At 65.7% G+C, this 13,824-nt stretch carries 12 protein-coding genes; 11 read left to right on the top strand and 1 reads right to left on the bottom strand.

Translation table 11 applies throughout. The features are described from left to right. Positions 1–46: 46 nt before the first annotated feature. Positions 47–1,423: an L-serine ammonia-lyase gene (locus tag IRZ56_RS12545; protein WP_196145233.1), complete on the bottom strand. Its 1,377-nt coding sequence runs from the start codon at positions 1,421–1,423 to the stop codon at positions 47–49. Positions 1,424–1,569: 146 nt separating this feature from the next. Between IRZ56_RS12545 and IRZ56_RS12540 the strand changes: the two genes are divergently transcribed. The 11 genes from IRZ56_RS12540 to IRZ56_RS12490 all read left to right on the top strand — a co-directional run bounded on the left by IRZ56_RS12540 (position 1,570) and on the right by IRZ56_RS12490 (position 13,816). Further along, positions 1,570–2,547, top strand: coding sequence for a LysR substrate-binding domain-containing protein (locus IRZ56_RS12540; RefSeq protein WP_196145232.1), 978 nt, complete (start codon positions 1,570–1,572; stop codon positions 2,545–2,547). A 316-nt stretch (positions 2,548–2,863) separates the two neighbouring features. Beyond that, positions 2,864–4,216, top strand: a complete 1,353-nt coding sequence (locus IRZ56_RS12535; RefSeq protein WP_196145231.1) for a UDP-glucose dehydrogenase family protein — start codon at positions 2,864–2,866, stop codon at positions 4,214–4,216. Beyond that, positions 4,213–5,250, top strand: a complete 1,038-nt coding sequence (locus IRZ56_RS12530) for an NAD-dependent epimerase/dehydratase family protein (protein WP_196145230.1) — start codon at positions 4,213–4,215, stop codon at positions 5,248–5,250. The genes IRZ56_RS12535 and IRZ56_RS12530 overlap by 4 nt, the downstream gene beginning before the upstream one ends. Continuing rightward, complete coding sequence (locus IRZ56_RS12525) at positions 5,247–5,993, top strand: sugar transferase (protein ID WP_196145229.1); 747 nt, start codon at positions 5,247–5,249, stop codon at positions 5,991–5,993. Before IRZ56_RS12530 ends, IRZ56_RS12525 begins: the two co-directional genes overlap by 4 nt. A gap of 1 nt (position 5,994) precedes the next feature. Then, the gene (locus IRZ56_RS12520; protein WP_196145228.1) at positions 5,995–6,642 is read left to right on the top strand and encodes a CpsD/CapB family tyrosine-protein kinase; all 648 of its coding nucleotides are present in this window, start codon (positions 5,995–5,997) and stop codon (positions 6,640–6,642) included. A gap of 22 nt (positions 6,643–6,664) precedes the next feature. Next, a complete protein-coding gene (locus IRZ56_RS12515) occupies positions 6,665–7,684 on the top strand; it encodes a polysaccharide biosynthesis/export family protein (RefSeq protein WP_196145227.1) in 1,020 nt (339 codons plus the stop codon). 14 nt (positions 7,685–7,698) lie between these two features. Next, positions 7,699–9,273: a GumC family protein gene (locus IRZ56_RS12510; RefSeq protein WP_196145226.1), complete on the top strand. Its 1,575-nt coding sequence runs from the start codon at positions 7,699–7,701 to the stop codon at positions 9,271–9,273. Continuing rightward, positions 9,270–10,358 (top strand): glycosyltransferase, encoded by a 1,089-nt coding sequence (locus IRZ56_RS12505; RefSeq protein WP_230381149.1) that lies wholly within the window; start codon positions 9,270–9,272, stop codon positions 10,356–10,358. The genes IRZ56_RS12510 and IRZ56_RS12505 overlap by 4 nt, the downstream gene beginning before the upstream one ends. Further along, positions 10,355–11,725, top strand: coding sequence for an O-antigen ligase family protein (locus IRZ56_RS12500; protein ID WP_196145225.1), 1,371 nt, complete (start codon positions 10,355–10,357; stop codon positions 11,723–11,725). The genes IRZ56_RS12505 and IRZ56_RS12500 overlap by 4 nt, the downstream gene beginning before the upstream one ends. Beyond that, entirely contained in the window at positions 11,722–12,687 is a 966-nt protein-coding gene (locus IRZ56_RS12495) for a glycosyltransferase family 2 protein (protein ID WP_196145224.1), read from the top strand. Before IRZ56_RS12500 ends, IRZ56_RS12495 begins: the two co-directional genes overlap by 4 nt. Continuing rightward, positions 12,680–13,816: a glycosyltransferase family 2 protein gene (locus IRZ56_RS12490; protein ID WP_196145223.1), complete on the top strand. Its 1,137-nt coding sequence runs from the start codon at positions 12,680–12,682 to the stop codon at positions 13,814–13,816. The genes IRZ56_RS12495 and IRZ56_RS12490 overlap by 8 nt, the downstream gene beginning before the upstream one ends. Positions 13,817–13,824: the final 8 nt, after the last annotated feature.

Here is a 13,824-nt window from a genome sequence, read left to right as displayed (position 1 = left end):
CGGGTGTTGCAATTTCGATGAAGCAGCGCCCCTTCAGGGACGCGGCTCAGCACTCCACGAAGGCCACGGCCAGGCCGCCGCGGGAGGTTTCCTTGTAGTTCGCGTGCATGTCGGCGCCGGTGTCGCGCATGGTGCGGATCACCCGGTCCAGGGAGATGAAATGCTCGCCATCGCCGCGCAGGGCCATCTGCACGGCATTGATCGCCTTGACCGCAGCAATGGCGTTGCGCTCGATGCAGGGCACCTGCACCAGGCCACCGACCGGGTCGCAGGTCAGGCCCAGGTTGTGCTCCAGGGCGATCTCGGCCGCGTTCTCCAGTTGCGGCGGCGTCGCGCCGAGCACTTCGGCAAGGCCGGCCGCAGCCATCGAGCAGGCCGAGCCGACCTCGCCCTGGCAGCCGACCTCGGCGCCGGAAATGGACGCGTTCTTCTTGCACAGGATGCCCACCGCTGCTGCGGCCAGCAGGAAGGCGACCACATCGTCATCACAGGCGCTGGGGTTGAATTTCATGTAGTAGTGCAGCACCGCCGGGATGATCCCCGCCGCACCGTTGGTGGGCGCGGTGACCATGCGCCCGCCGGCGGCGTTCTCTTCGTTGACCGCCAGGGCGAACAAGTTGACCCACTCCATGGCGCTCAAGGTCGAGCCGATCACGTTCGGCTTGCCCAGCTCCTGCAGGCTGCGGTGCAGCTTGGCCGCGCGGCGCTTGACCTGCAGGCCGCCCGGCAGGATGCCCTCGTTGCGCAGACCATTGTCGACGCACTCCTTCATGACGCCCCAGATCTTCAGCAGACCTTCACGCACCTCGGCCTCGGGCCGCCAGGCGCACTCGTTGGCCATCATCAGTTGGCTGACGCTCAGCTGGTGGGCCTTGCACAAGGCCAGCAGCTCAGCGCCGCTGTCGAACTCATAGGGCAGGCTGACCTGGCCGGCATCGGCCTTCGGCGCATCGATCTCGTCCTGCTCGACGATGAAGCCACCGCCGATGGAGTAGTAGGTCTGGCTGAACAGGCTGCCCTGCTCGTCCAGCGCGTCCAGGGTCATGGCATTGGGGTGATACGGCAGGCTCTCGTCGAGCAGCAACATGTCACGAGCATACTCGAAGGCCAGCGGGTGGCTGCCGTCGAGCAGCAGGCGCCGCTCCTGCATCAGCTGGGCGATACGCGGCTCGATGCTGTGCGGGTCGATGCGGTCGGGCCACTGGCCCATCAGGCCCAGCAGGCAAGCGCGGTCAGTGGCATGGCCTACGCCGGTGGCCGAGAGCGAGCCGTACAGGCGTACCTGGACTCGGGCCACCCGCGCCAATAGGCCACGCTCGCGCAGGGCCTGGGCGAAGGTCGCCGCGGCGCGCATCGGGCCTACGGTGTGGGAACTGGACGGGCCGATGCCGATTTTGAAAAGGTCGAAAACACTGATAGCCATGCTAATGCCTGAGCTCGGCAGCTTGTGTGGCCGCTGCCCGCCCCTCCGGAAAAATTGAACGCTATTGCGAAGTTGCGCGATACTGCCGCGCATCATTGGCGATGACCAACGAAATTTTCTAAGCAAGGCTTTAGCAGTACTAAACCATGAGGCGACAACTCAATGGCCAGATGTTCGTCTGGCTCAACGTGTTTTCCTGCGCGGCGCGGCACCTGTCGTTCACCCGCTGCGCCGAGGAGCTGCACATCACCCCGGGCGCAGTCAGTCAGCAGATGCGTCAGCTCGAAGAGCGCCTGGGCTATCGCCTGTTCCTGCGTCGGGCCCGCGGGGTGGAACTGAGCGCCGAGGGCCAACGCCTGGCGCAGACCGTGGCCGAGGCCTATGGCAGTATCGAGGCCGAACTGCTGCGCCTGGACGCTGGCGAGATCCGAGGCACCCTGCGCCTGCGTTCGATTCCCTCGTTCCTGGCCAAATGGCTGACCCCGCGGCTACCACGCTTCCAGCAACGCTACCCGGACATCGAGCTGCGCCTGGTGGCCGAGGACAGCAACCAAGCCCTGCACCCGGACGACTTCGATCTCGCCATCGACCTCAACGACGGCAGCTACCCCGGCATGCTCTCCACGCCGCTGCTGGATGAGCAGGTGTTCCCGGTGTGCTCGCCGGCGTTGCTGCGCGGTCGCCCGCCCCTGCACGGCCCGGCCGACTTGGTGCATTACCCGCTGCTGCACGACATCACCGCCTGGCGTGGCAGCTCGGAATATGCCGAGTGGGAGTTCTACCTCGAAGGCATCGGTGCCGGCAGCCTGGACGTGCGTCGCGGCCATACCTTCAACCGCAACCACCTGACCATCGAGGCGGCCATCGCCGGCGTGGGCGTGGCGATCGCCCGCCGCACCCTGCTCAACGACGAGCTGGAACGTGGCACGTTGATCGTGCCGTTCGGCGTACCGATCGCCAACCACAAGCGCTACATGCTGCATTACCCACCCGGAGGCCTGAGCCAGCCGGGGGCCCGCGCGGTGCATGATTGGCTGGTGGAAGAAGCGCAGGCGTTTCGGGCGTTGCACCCGCTGGAACTGCGGGAAACCAACCCGCCTGAAACCCCACCCCGGCTTGCCTAGAACGGAAAAGTCAATTTATCGACACTTAGACCAAGCCAAAAACCGGCATCTTTTCCCCCTCCCCGCAAGCGCCTCTATCACCTGTAAGCCACTGTTTTAGAGGCCTGTGCCGCTCATCGGTTCGCCGACCGGCTAAACGCCACTAGCTTTCAAAGCTAACCCATGGACTTGAAAAGGGTTACTCGCCAACAGGCATACTGATCAGTGCTTGTAAGTTAAACGAAATACGCCATAGGTTTGACGCAAATCCAGGTAGCTGAGCTATACCAAAGTCACGCAATGTTTCTACTCCCTTACTGTCATCGAGGCACTGGGCATGGATGTGAGCGTGTTTGGCACTGGCTATGTCGGACTGGTACAAGCGGCGGCGATGGCCGACATGGGGCACCGTGTCCTGTGTGTGGACGTCGATACCCACAAGATCAACCAGTTGCGTCAGGGCGTGCCGCCGATCAGCGAGCCGGGGCTGTCGGACCTGTTGGAAGACAACATCCGCGATGGCCGCCTGCTGTTCAGCACCCAGGCCAGCGATGCGGTCACCCATGCCGAGCTGATTTTCATCGCTGTCGGCACCCCGCCCGACGAGGACGGTTCGGCCGACCTCTCCCATGTGCTGGAGGTCACCCGCCAGGTTGTCGAGCTGATGGACAGTGACCGTACCCTGGTCGTCAAGTCCACCGTGCCAGTGGGCACCGCCGACCAGGTGCTGGCGCTGGCCAGCGACGAGCTCAAGCGCCTGGGCAAGGAGCGGCTGCAGGTACGCGTAGTCTCCAACCCCGAGTTCCTCAAGGAAGGCAGCGCCCTGGCCGACTGCATGCGCCCCGACCGGATCATCGTCGGCACCCATGACGAGCTGGCCCGTGAGCAGTTGACCGAGCTCTACGCGCCCTTCTGCCGCAACCGCGAAAAGCTGATGTTCATGGACAACCGCAGCGCCGAGCTGACCAAATACGCCGCCAACGCCATGCTCGCCACGCGCATCAGCTTCATGAACGAGCTGGCCAACCTCAGCGAGCACCTGGGCGCCGACATCGAGGCGGTGCGCAAGGGCATCGGCTCGGACCCACGTATCGGCTATCACTTCATCTACCCCGGCTGCGGCTTCGGCGGCTCGTGCTTCCCAAAGGATATCCAGGCCCTGCTGCGCACCGCCGAGCGCAGCGGCATGCCCCTGCGCCTGCTACAGAGCGTCAACGACGTCAACGACCGGCAACGGCGGATCCTCTTCGCCAAGCTCAAGCAGCACCTGGGCGGCAGCCTGGCCGGCCTTTCGGTCGCCTTGTGGGGGCTGGCCTTCAAGCCCAATACCGACGACATGCGCGAGGCACCCAGCCGCTACCTGATGGAAGCGCTGTGGGCCGAAGGCGCCACCGTGCGTGCCTACGACCCGGAAGCCATGGACGAATGCCGGCGGCTCTATGGCTACCGCGACGACCTGCAGCTGTGCGCCACCCGTGACGATACCCTGCAGGACGCCGATGCCCTGGTGATCTGCACCGAATGGAAGAACTTCCGCGTGGTCGACTTCACCCTGCTGGCCAGCAAGCTGCGGGCGCGGGTAATCGTCGACGGGCGCAACCTGTACAACCCCGAACACGTTGCAGCCCATGGCCTGCATTACTGCGGCATCGGTCTGCGCCATGTGGCCGCGCGGGTGATCGGCCAATGAGAATCCTGGTCACCGGCGCTGCCGGCTTCATCGGCGCCCACACCTGCCTGCGCCTGCTGCGCGATGGCCACCAGGTGCAGGGCCTGGACAATTTCAACGACTACTACGACCCGGCGCTCAAGCACGCCCGGGTGCAGTGGGTGCGCGAACAGACCGGCGACTTCGAGCTGCACTGCCTGGACCTGTGCGACCAGGGCGCTATGGCCCGCTTGTTCGCCACGTTGCGCCCACAAGTGGTGATCCACCTGGCCGCCCAAGCCGGCGTTCGCTACTCGCTGCACAACCCACAAGCCTACGTGGCGAGCAACCTTGTGGGCTTTCTCAACGTGCTCGAAGGGTGCCGCCAGCACCCGGTCGAGCACCTGCTGTACGCCTCGTCCAGCTCGGTGTACGGCGCCAACCAGCGCACCCCGTATCGGGTTCAGGACGCCGTCGACCACCCGCTGTCGCTGTACGCCGCCACCAAGAAAGCCAACGAAGCCATGGCCCACAGCTACAGCCACCTGTACAGGATTCCTTGCAGCGGCCTGCGCTTCTTCACGGTCTACGGCCCCTGGGGGCGCCCAGACATGTCGCCGATGCAGTTCGCCCAGGCGATTACCGACGGCCGGCCGATCCAGCTGTTCAACCACGGCAACCACCAACGTGACTTCACCTACATCGACGATATCGTCGAGAGCCTGGTGCGCCTGGCCCCGCTGGCGCCCAAGGGCGATCCGAGCTGGTCCGCCCACGACCCGGACCCGGCCAGCAGCAGCGCCCCCTGGCGGCTGTTCAACATCGGCGGCCAGCGCCCCGTGGCCCTGCGCGACTACCTCGCCCTGTTGGAACAGCACCTGCAGCGCAGCGCCCAGGTCGAACTGCTCGGGCTGCAGCCGGGCGATGTCCTGAGCACCTGCGCCGACGCCAGCGCCTTGGCCGAGCTGACCGGGTTCACGCCGCAGGTTTCCCTGGACGAAGGGCTCAAGCGTTTCGTCGCCTGGTTTCAAGGGTACTGCCCTCGCGGGCAGGCGGATCAACGGAGGGCGGTATGACAGGACAACCTCAAAGTGCGCAAGCCCAGGCGCTGTACCAGGACAAGCGTATGGACCCCAGCCACCGGCAGCGCATCGACGCGGCCATCCATATCCAGGGCCGCGGCTGGATCAGCGGGCGGGCCGGCGGGCGGCCCTGGTCGCTCTCGCGCACCAACCGGGTGTTGTCCTGCCTGGCGGCGCTGGGCCTGCTGCTGGTGCTGTCGCCGTTGTTCCTGGTACTCGCCGTGCTGATCAAGCGCTCGGATCCAGGCCCGGTATTCTTCGTGCAGACGCGCACCGGCTACCGTGGCCGCCTGTTCGGCATGTTCAAGTTTCGCACCATGGTCGCCAACGCCGAGTCCCTCAAGGAGTCGGTGCGCCACCTGAACAAGCACGGCGCCGATGCCATCGACTTCAAGATCGACAACGACCCGCGCATCACCCCGGTGGGCCGTTGGCTGCGGCGCAGCAGCCTGGACGAGCTGCCCAACCTGATCAACGTGGTCACCGGCGATATGCGCCTGGTCGGCCCACGCCCCACGTCCTTCAACGCCTACCGCTACAAGGACAGCCACCTGGTGCGGCTGTGCATCTACCCGGGCATGACCGGCCTCTGGCAGATCTCCGGGCGCAGTGACATCGATTTCGACCAACGCGTACAGCTGGACCTGAGCTACATCAACGAACAGAGCCTGATGCTGGACCTGAAAATCCTGCTCAAGACTCCGTTCAAAGTCTTCACTGGCCACGGAGCAAGTTGAGATGGACGGTTCTACTTCAAGAAGCCTGAGTGTCGCCCCGCCGAGCGAAACCAACCTGACCGCCACCGTACTCGACCTCGAGCAGCGCACCTTGCTGCTGACCGCGGCCAATACCGGAACCGGCACCAGCACCAGCGCCCTGGCCTTCGCCAGCCAGCTGGCGATGATGAGCGCCGGCAGCGTGTTGCTGATCGACAGCAGCAGCGGCGCCAACAGCCTGAGCCAGCAACTGGGCCTGGGCAAGTTACGCGGCTACACCGACCTGCTGTTCGACCACGATACCCCGCCGCTGGCCCAGGACTGCATCGTACGCCTTGCTGAACAACCGTTCGACCTGCTGCCCGGTGGCACTTGGAAGCGTGAGCGCGAGCACCTGGACCCCGAGCGCCTGCGCATGCTGCTGCGCCACCTGGGCGTGCAGTACCGCTTCGTGGTGATCGACGGCGAGGCGATCTACGCCAGCGCCGACAGCCTGGTGATCGCGCCCCTGGTCGATGGCGTGATCCTGGTGGTATGCGGCGAGCAGACCCGCTGGGAAGTGGCCCAGGCCGCGGCCCAGCGCCTGTCCCAGGCTGGCGCACGGCTGATCGGCAGCGTGTTCAACAAGCGCAAGTACTACATGCCCAAGTGGCTGTACGACAACCTCTGAGAGGCCGCACAGGATGAACGCCATGAGATACCCATCGATAGCCCTGTGCCTGCTGGCCCTCGCCGGCTGCGCCAGCCAGCAGAACCGCGAGATGCCGGTACAGATCCTCACCGCTTCGCCCGCCGAGAGCCAGGCCACCGAAGTGGCCAGGCGCGAGCAGGTGCTGCGCCCGCAAGATGTGCTGGAAGTGATCTTCCACGTCAGCAACCGCTCGGCCGGTGTCTACCGCATCCAGTCCGGCGACACCCTGGACCTGTCCTTCATGGCCGCCAGCGGCCTGAACGGCAGCCAGCTGGTGCAGCCGGATGGCACCATCACCTTGCCCAGCACCAACTCCACGGTGCGCGTGGAGGGTATGACCACCACTGAGGCCGAGAGCACCATACGCCAGGCCTACAACGACAAGCGCGTGTTCAAGCCCAACCGCGACCAGGTCAGTGTTCGGGTACTGAGCCCGATGACCAGCGAAACGGCCCTGCGCGACACCCTGGTGCACCCCACCACGGGCATGAGCCGCGACATCACCGTGGGCAACGATGGCCGCGCCACCTTCCCGGAAATCGGTTCGGTGCCGCTGCAAGGCATGACCGTCAACCAGTTGCGCGACTACCTCAACGAGCGCTACGCCAGCCTGCCCGGCCGGATGACCGTGGACGTGCTGCTCAAGTCCACCGCCGCCAACGAGATCTACGTCCTCGGCGAAGTGGGCCAACCTGGCGCCTTCGCCATCCGCCGCCCGGTCTCGGTGCTCGAGGCGCTGACCCTGGCGCGCGGCCCGACCCTCAAGGCCAAGCTTGGCTCAGTGGTGATCATGCGCCGCGAAGGCAACATGGTCCACGCGGTGAACTACGACGTCGACGAAGCCTTGTCCGGCGGCAGCCAGAAGCTGGCCTACCTGCAGCCCGAAGACATGCTCTACGTGCCCAAGACGTCTCTGGCCAGTGCCGCCGAGCTGTCCCGGCAACTGGCCGACGTGGTGCTGTTCCAGGGCTTCGGCTTTAGCTTCAGCTACCGCGTCGACAACAAGAACAACGACAACTGACCGGGGAACGAACCATGATCACGCAACCGAAAGAAAACCATGTGCATGAGTTCTTCCGCATCTTCTTCGCCAATCGCCACCTGGTGAAGCGGGTGTTCCTGGTGTTCGCCGCGATTGCCCTGGTGTTGCCGCTGGTGCTGCAACAGCGCTACGACATCACCGCCGAAGTGATCGTGCAGTCCAAGAAACTGTCGCAAAGCGACACCAGCTCGGCCTTGTCCCAGGAAGCCGACCAGTTCATCCCGCCGACGCTGGCCGACATGGAGACCGAGAGCAATATCCTGCGCTCGCCCAGCCTGATCCGCCAGACCATCAGCCAGCTGCGCCAGGAAGGGCATTACCAGCACGAGCCGGGCCTGCTCCAGCGGGTGTTGTTCATGCCGCTGCAACAGCAAGTGATCGAGCCGGTGCGTGCCTGGCTGGCCGGGCCGGCCGACAGCAGCCGCGACAAGACTCTGGACACCCTTACCGAACAGGCGCTCGATGACCTGGACATCAAGACCCTGCCCGGCTCCAACGTCATTTCGGTGTCCTACAGCGCCGCAAATGCGGAGCTTGGCACGCTGTTCGTCGCACGCCTGCTGGACAACTTCCTGAAGAACCGCCAGGACCTGCAGTCCAACGAGTTGCCCGAAGCGTTCTACCAACAGAAGAAGCTGCATTACCAGGCCCGCCTGGGCGACCTGGAGAACCAGCGCCTGGCGCTGCTGACGGCGATCGGCTCATCCGACCCCAAGGAAGAAATCACCTTCCGCCTCAACGCCATCAACACCGAGGAGCAGGCGCTAAACGCCCAACGCGACCGGCAGTTGCAGAACCAGCAATGGCTCGACTACCTGCAAGGCAGCCTGGCTGACGCACGCAAGGCGCGGATGGCCGACTACGCCTTCCCCTATACCTTCACCACCACGGTAGACAACGTCGCCTTCGAGGACCGCGAGATCCGCCAGATCGGTGAACAGCTGACCTCGCAGATGGCCCGCTACAACGCCGACACCACGGTGTTCCTGCCCGGTGCCGAGCAGATGGTGCTGGCCCGCCAGCAGATCGCCCAACTGCGCGCGCAATTCCTCAAGGTGATCGCCAACCGTATCCAGGAACGCCAGCAGGACCTGGCCGTGACCCAGCAGGTGATCGCACAGAAGACCCAGCGCATCGGCGAGTTCAAGGAGCGCATCCACCAGTTGCGCGAAACCCAGAGCAAGACCCGCCAGTTAGACACCGAGATCGACGCCTTGCACAAGGCCTTCTCCACCTATGCCCAACGCTACGAGGAAAGCCGCGGCCAAGGCCTGTTCGACGGCAGCCAGTCCAACGCGCGCATTCTCAGTGCACCCTACGAGCCCACCACCGCTGCCTTTCCGCGCCCCGGCCTGATCATTCCGTTCGGCCTGCTCACTGGTTTGTTGTTGGCCATCGCCCTGGTCTACGTCAAGGAGTTCTTCGACCACCGCTTCAAGCACCCGGCGCAGATTACCCAGGAGCTGGGCCTGCCGGTACTGCTGGTGATCAACGACCAGGCCCCTGGCCTGCCCAACCCGCACAAAGCCTGGACGTTGCCACGGCTGATGCACTGGGTGCGCAATTGAACAGCGTTGCCCACCCTGGCGAACGGCCGATCCTCCATCTGCTCAGCAGTGGCGGGTTCTACGGCGCCGAGCGCATGCTCTTGGACCACTGCCAGGCCGCGCCTGGCCGGCACCGTGTGCTGTTGCTCGATGCACCTGCCGAGCTGGCGGCGCGCTTTCGCCAGGCCGGTATCGACTGCCTGGTCTGCCGTGGTTCGGCCGCGGTGTTCAGGCAATTGTTCGCCCAACGCAACGCACGGCCCTTGATCAATGCCCACAACTTCAAGGGCCTGGCCCTTGGCTGGCTGGGGGCGGCCCTGTATGGGTTGCCCCTGATCACCACCCAGCACGGCTTCACGCCGCGCAGCCTCAAGCAGCGCTTCTATATATGGCTTGGCCTGCAGCTGTGCCGTACGCCGGTGGTAGGCACGGTGGTGTGTGTCGCCGACAGCATCGCCGGCCTGCATCACCAGGCCGGGGTGGCGCCCGGCAAGCTGCGGGTGATCCCCAACGGCCTGCCGCCAGCACACGCCCTGCCCGAACGCCATGCCAAAGGCTATTGGCTGGCCGGCTACGTGGGGCGCCTGTCCAGGGAAAAAGGCCCGGACCTGTTCCTCGACACGCTGATCCCCTTGTGCCGGCGCTACGTCAAGGTCAAGGCGGTCATGCTTGGCGATGGCCCCGAGCGCGAGCGACTGCAGGCTCGCATCGACGCCGCCGGCCTGGGCGCGCGCATTGCACTGCCGGGCTTCCAGCGCGACATGCGCAACTGGATGGCACGCCTGGATGCCCTGGTCATCAGTTCGCGCACCGAAGGAACGCCGATGGTCCTGCTTGAGGCCATGCAGGATGGGGTGCCGGTGGTGGCCTTCGGCGTGGGGGGCATCCCGGATGTCATCGAACATGGCCGCAGCGGCCTGCTGGCCAGGCCCCTGGCCGTGGACGAACTCGCCCAGCACCTGCAAGCCCTGATCGAAGACCCCGCCCAGGCCGCGGAACTAGCCGCCCGGGCACAGCTAACCCAACGCGAACGCTACCACCTGCCGACCCTGGCACAACGCTGGGCTCTGGTCTACCAGGGCGCCACCGAGGAGGTTGTCGCATGATCATGTCCCTGTCGTTGGTTGGCCTTGCGGCCCTGCTCAGCCTGGCCCTGCTCGCCAGCCCCTTCCCCTATCTCGCACCCGCGGTGGTGGTGGGCCTGGCCGGTGCCCTGGTGCTGTACCGCAAGCCCGCCTGGGGCCTGCTGGCGATTGCCCTGCTGGTACCGCTGGAAGGCCTGCTCAAGGATGGTGAGGTGTCTGCGGCCAAGATCGTCGGCATCGGCCTGGTCCTGACCCTTGGCCTGCAACTGGCGGTGCGCCAGCTGCCGGGTGAGCGCCTGTACAGCAACCAGTGGCGTCTGCTGGTGCCGTTCTTGGCGCTGTACCTGCTCAGCCTCTGGACCAGCGACGATGCGGCGCTCTCGCTCAACCACCTGCGCGAGTTCACCGTAGGCCTGGTGGTGTTCGTAATCACTTTGCTGGTAGGGCGCGAGCTCAACCTGCCAGCCCTGTGCCGGGTCGTGACCCTGAGTGTGTGCGTCACCTGCCTGTTCGCCATGTTCTCGAGCAAATACCAACAACAAGGTCGCGCCTCGGCCCTGCTTGACCCTAACGTATTGGCCCTGCTGATCACCTTCGCCATGCCCCTGGCATTGTGGCTGCTGATCAAGGCCCGGCAGGTGCCGGTCAAGCTGTTCTGGGCGGTATGCTGCCTGCTGATGCTCGCCGGGATGACCCGCACCGAGTCGCGGTCCGGTCTGGTCGTGCTGCTGGCCACCCTGGTTGCCGTGCTGTACGTCTACCGCGCCCAACTGGCGCGGATCCGGCCGCGGCACCTGGGCTTCGCCATGCTGGGCCTGGCCATCGTGCTGCCATTGGGCGCCGCGCTGATGCCGCCGGCGTACCTGGAGCGCATCCAGTCGCTGGCCCAGCTCAAGTCAGGGATCAACGCGCACAAGGACGAGTCCCTGGGCCGACGCGCCTCCTACCTGGTGGTCGGCAAGGACATGATCAGCCACAGCCCGGTGCTTGGCACCGGTCCCGGCACCTTCCCGCTGCACTATGCCCACACCGGGTTCTCCAAGGCCTTCGCCCCGGCCAAGCGCACCAGCGACGACCTCTACCGGCAGGCCCACAACACCTACCTGGAATTGTTCACCGAAACCGGCATACCTGCAGGCTTGCTGTTCATCGGCATGATGCTGCTGGCGCTGCGCAACTTCACCAGGGCCAGCGCCAGCTGGCGCACCGCCGCAGACCACTACCATGCCGACCTTGCCGCTCACCTGACCATGAGCCTGGTGGCCATCGGGCTATTCCTGATGTTCCTCAGCGTACCCAGCCACAAGTACCTGTGGATGATGCTGGCGTTGTCCAGCGTGCTGGTGCGCCAGGCCGCCGAGGCCCCGACCACGGCGGTGGCGCGATGAACCAGGTGAGCATTGTCATCCCCATGTTCAACGAGGCCCGCCACATCGGCCGAACCCTTGCGTGCGCCCGGGCATCGGCCCAGCAGGCGGGCCTGGCGTGTGAATTGCTGGTGGTGGACAACGGCTCCACCGATGCCGGTCCCGACATCGCTCGCGAGCTCGGGGCCACGGTGCTGACGCTGCCGGGCGCGACCATCGCCGCCCTGCGCAACCTCGGTGCCCGGGCCAGCCGCGGCGCCTGGCTGGCGTTCCTGGATGCCGACATCGAAGTACCTGGCAACTGGCTCACCCTGCTGGTCAGTTTGCAGCAATGCGACCAAGGCGATGTCTTCGCCCTCGACTGCGATACGCCTCGCCAAGCCCCCTGGTTCGCCTACGCCTGGCAACGGCGCACGCTGCGCGCCGGGCAAACCCTGCAGCCAAGCACCTGGCTAGCGGCGCCCAATCTGCTGCTGCGCCGCGACTGGTTCGAGCGGGTGGGCGGCTTTGACGAACGCCTGCGCACCGGCGAGGACAAGGACTTCACCCTGCGCCTGCACCAGGCCGGCGCGCGCCTGCGCGCCCTGCGCCAACCGACGGTGCTGCACTGGGGCTTCGAGGGCACCTGGGGCGAATGGCTGGGCAAGGAACTGTGGCGCCAGGGCAGCCACCTGCAACTGCTGCGCAGCCATGGCGCCAGCCTGCGCATGCTGCGTTTCCCGCTGCTGTCGCTGGTGCCTTGGGTGTTGACCGCCTTGGCACTGCTGGCCCTGTTCCAGGGGGCTGGTCGGCTCGCCCTGTTGCTGATGGTGCTGGGCGCCCTCCCGGCCCTGGCACTGAGTCTGAGGCAGAGCCTCAAGCACCGCGCCCCGGTGTTCACCCTGCAACTGTGGGCCTTGCACTGGGTCCGCCTGCACCTGGCCGGCGCCGCCCTCGTGCTGAACCTGTTCAACCGCACCGCAAGGAGGCCTGCCCGTGGCTGAGTTCATTTTCTGGTCGTGCCTGTTGCTGCCGATGTACGCCTGGGTCGGCTACCCGCTGCTGCTGACGCTGGCCGCGCCCTTCTTTCCCCGCCAGTTGCCAGGCCCATTGGCCCCGCAACGGGTCAGCGTGATCATCGCCGCCTATAACGAAGAGCGGCACATCGAACACAAGCTGGCCAGCGTACTGGCACAGGATTACTCGGCCGCCGACCTGCAGGTGGTGGTGGCCAGCGATGGCTCCAGCGACCTCACCGTGGCCCGTGCCCGCGGCATCGGTGCTGCGTGCGTGCAGGTGCTGGATTTGCCGCGCCAAGGTAAGGGCGCCACGTTGAACACGGCGGTGCAACGTTGCCAGGGCGATATCCTGGTGTTCACCGATGCCGACAACCAGTGGTCCGGCGACACCCTGCGCCGGCTCCTGGCCCCCTTCGCCGACCCCGGAGTCGGCTGCACCGCCGGGCACATGATCATTCCCGAGCCTGGGCAAGGCCTGAGCCTGGGCGACAGCCTGTACCGCCATTACGAAGCGTGGCTGCGCAAGGTCGAGAACCGCACCGGCTGCATGGTCTCGGCCGACGGCGCCCTGCTCGCCCTGCGTCGCGAGCTGTTCCAGCCGATTCCCCGCCAGGCCAACGATGATTTCTTCATCAGTACCTGCGCGCCGGTGGCGGGCAAGCGCATCGTCTACGTGCCCGAGGCTGTGGTACTGGACCAAGGTGTGGACGAGGCCGGCAAGCAGTTCCGCCGTCGCCAGCGGGTCACTGTCGGTGGGTTGCTGAGCCTGGCCGCCCGACGTGAGCTGCTCAACCCCTTCAGGCATGGCCTGTACGCCGTTGCCCTGGCCAGCCACAAGCTGATCCGCCGCCTGGCTCCCGTATTACTGGTGCCGTTGCTGTTGGCCAACCTCTGGCTGGCCACCGAGGGCGGCTTCTACCTGCTCTGCCTGGCAGCCCAACTGCTCGGCTATGGCGCTGCGGTGCTCGGCCTGCTGGACGCCCGTCGCCGCCTGCCCAAGCCGTTTCGCCTGGCTGCCTTCCTGCTGGTCACGGTGGCTGGCATGAGCATCGGCGTGTGGCAGTTCCTGCGCGGGTACAGCTACAGCCAGTGGAACCCCGACCAGAATCGATGAGTACACCT

Origin of the sequence: Pseudomonas guariconensis (genome assembly GCF_015680235.1) — a bacterium.
Taxonomy (GTDB): domain Bacteria; phylum Pseudomonadota; class Gammaproteobacteria; order Pseudomonadales; family Pseudomonadaceae; genus Aquipseudomonas; species Aquipseudomonas guariconensis_A.
The sequence above is the reverse complement of the archived record's forward strand: the minus strand, read 5'-3'. Positions and strand labels throughout refer to the sequence as shown.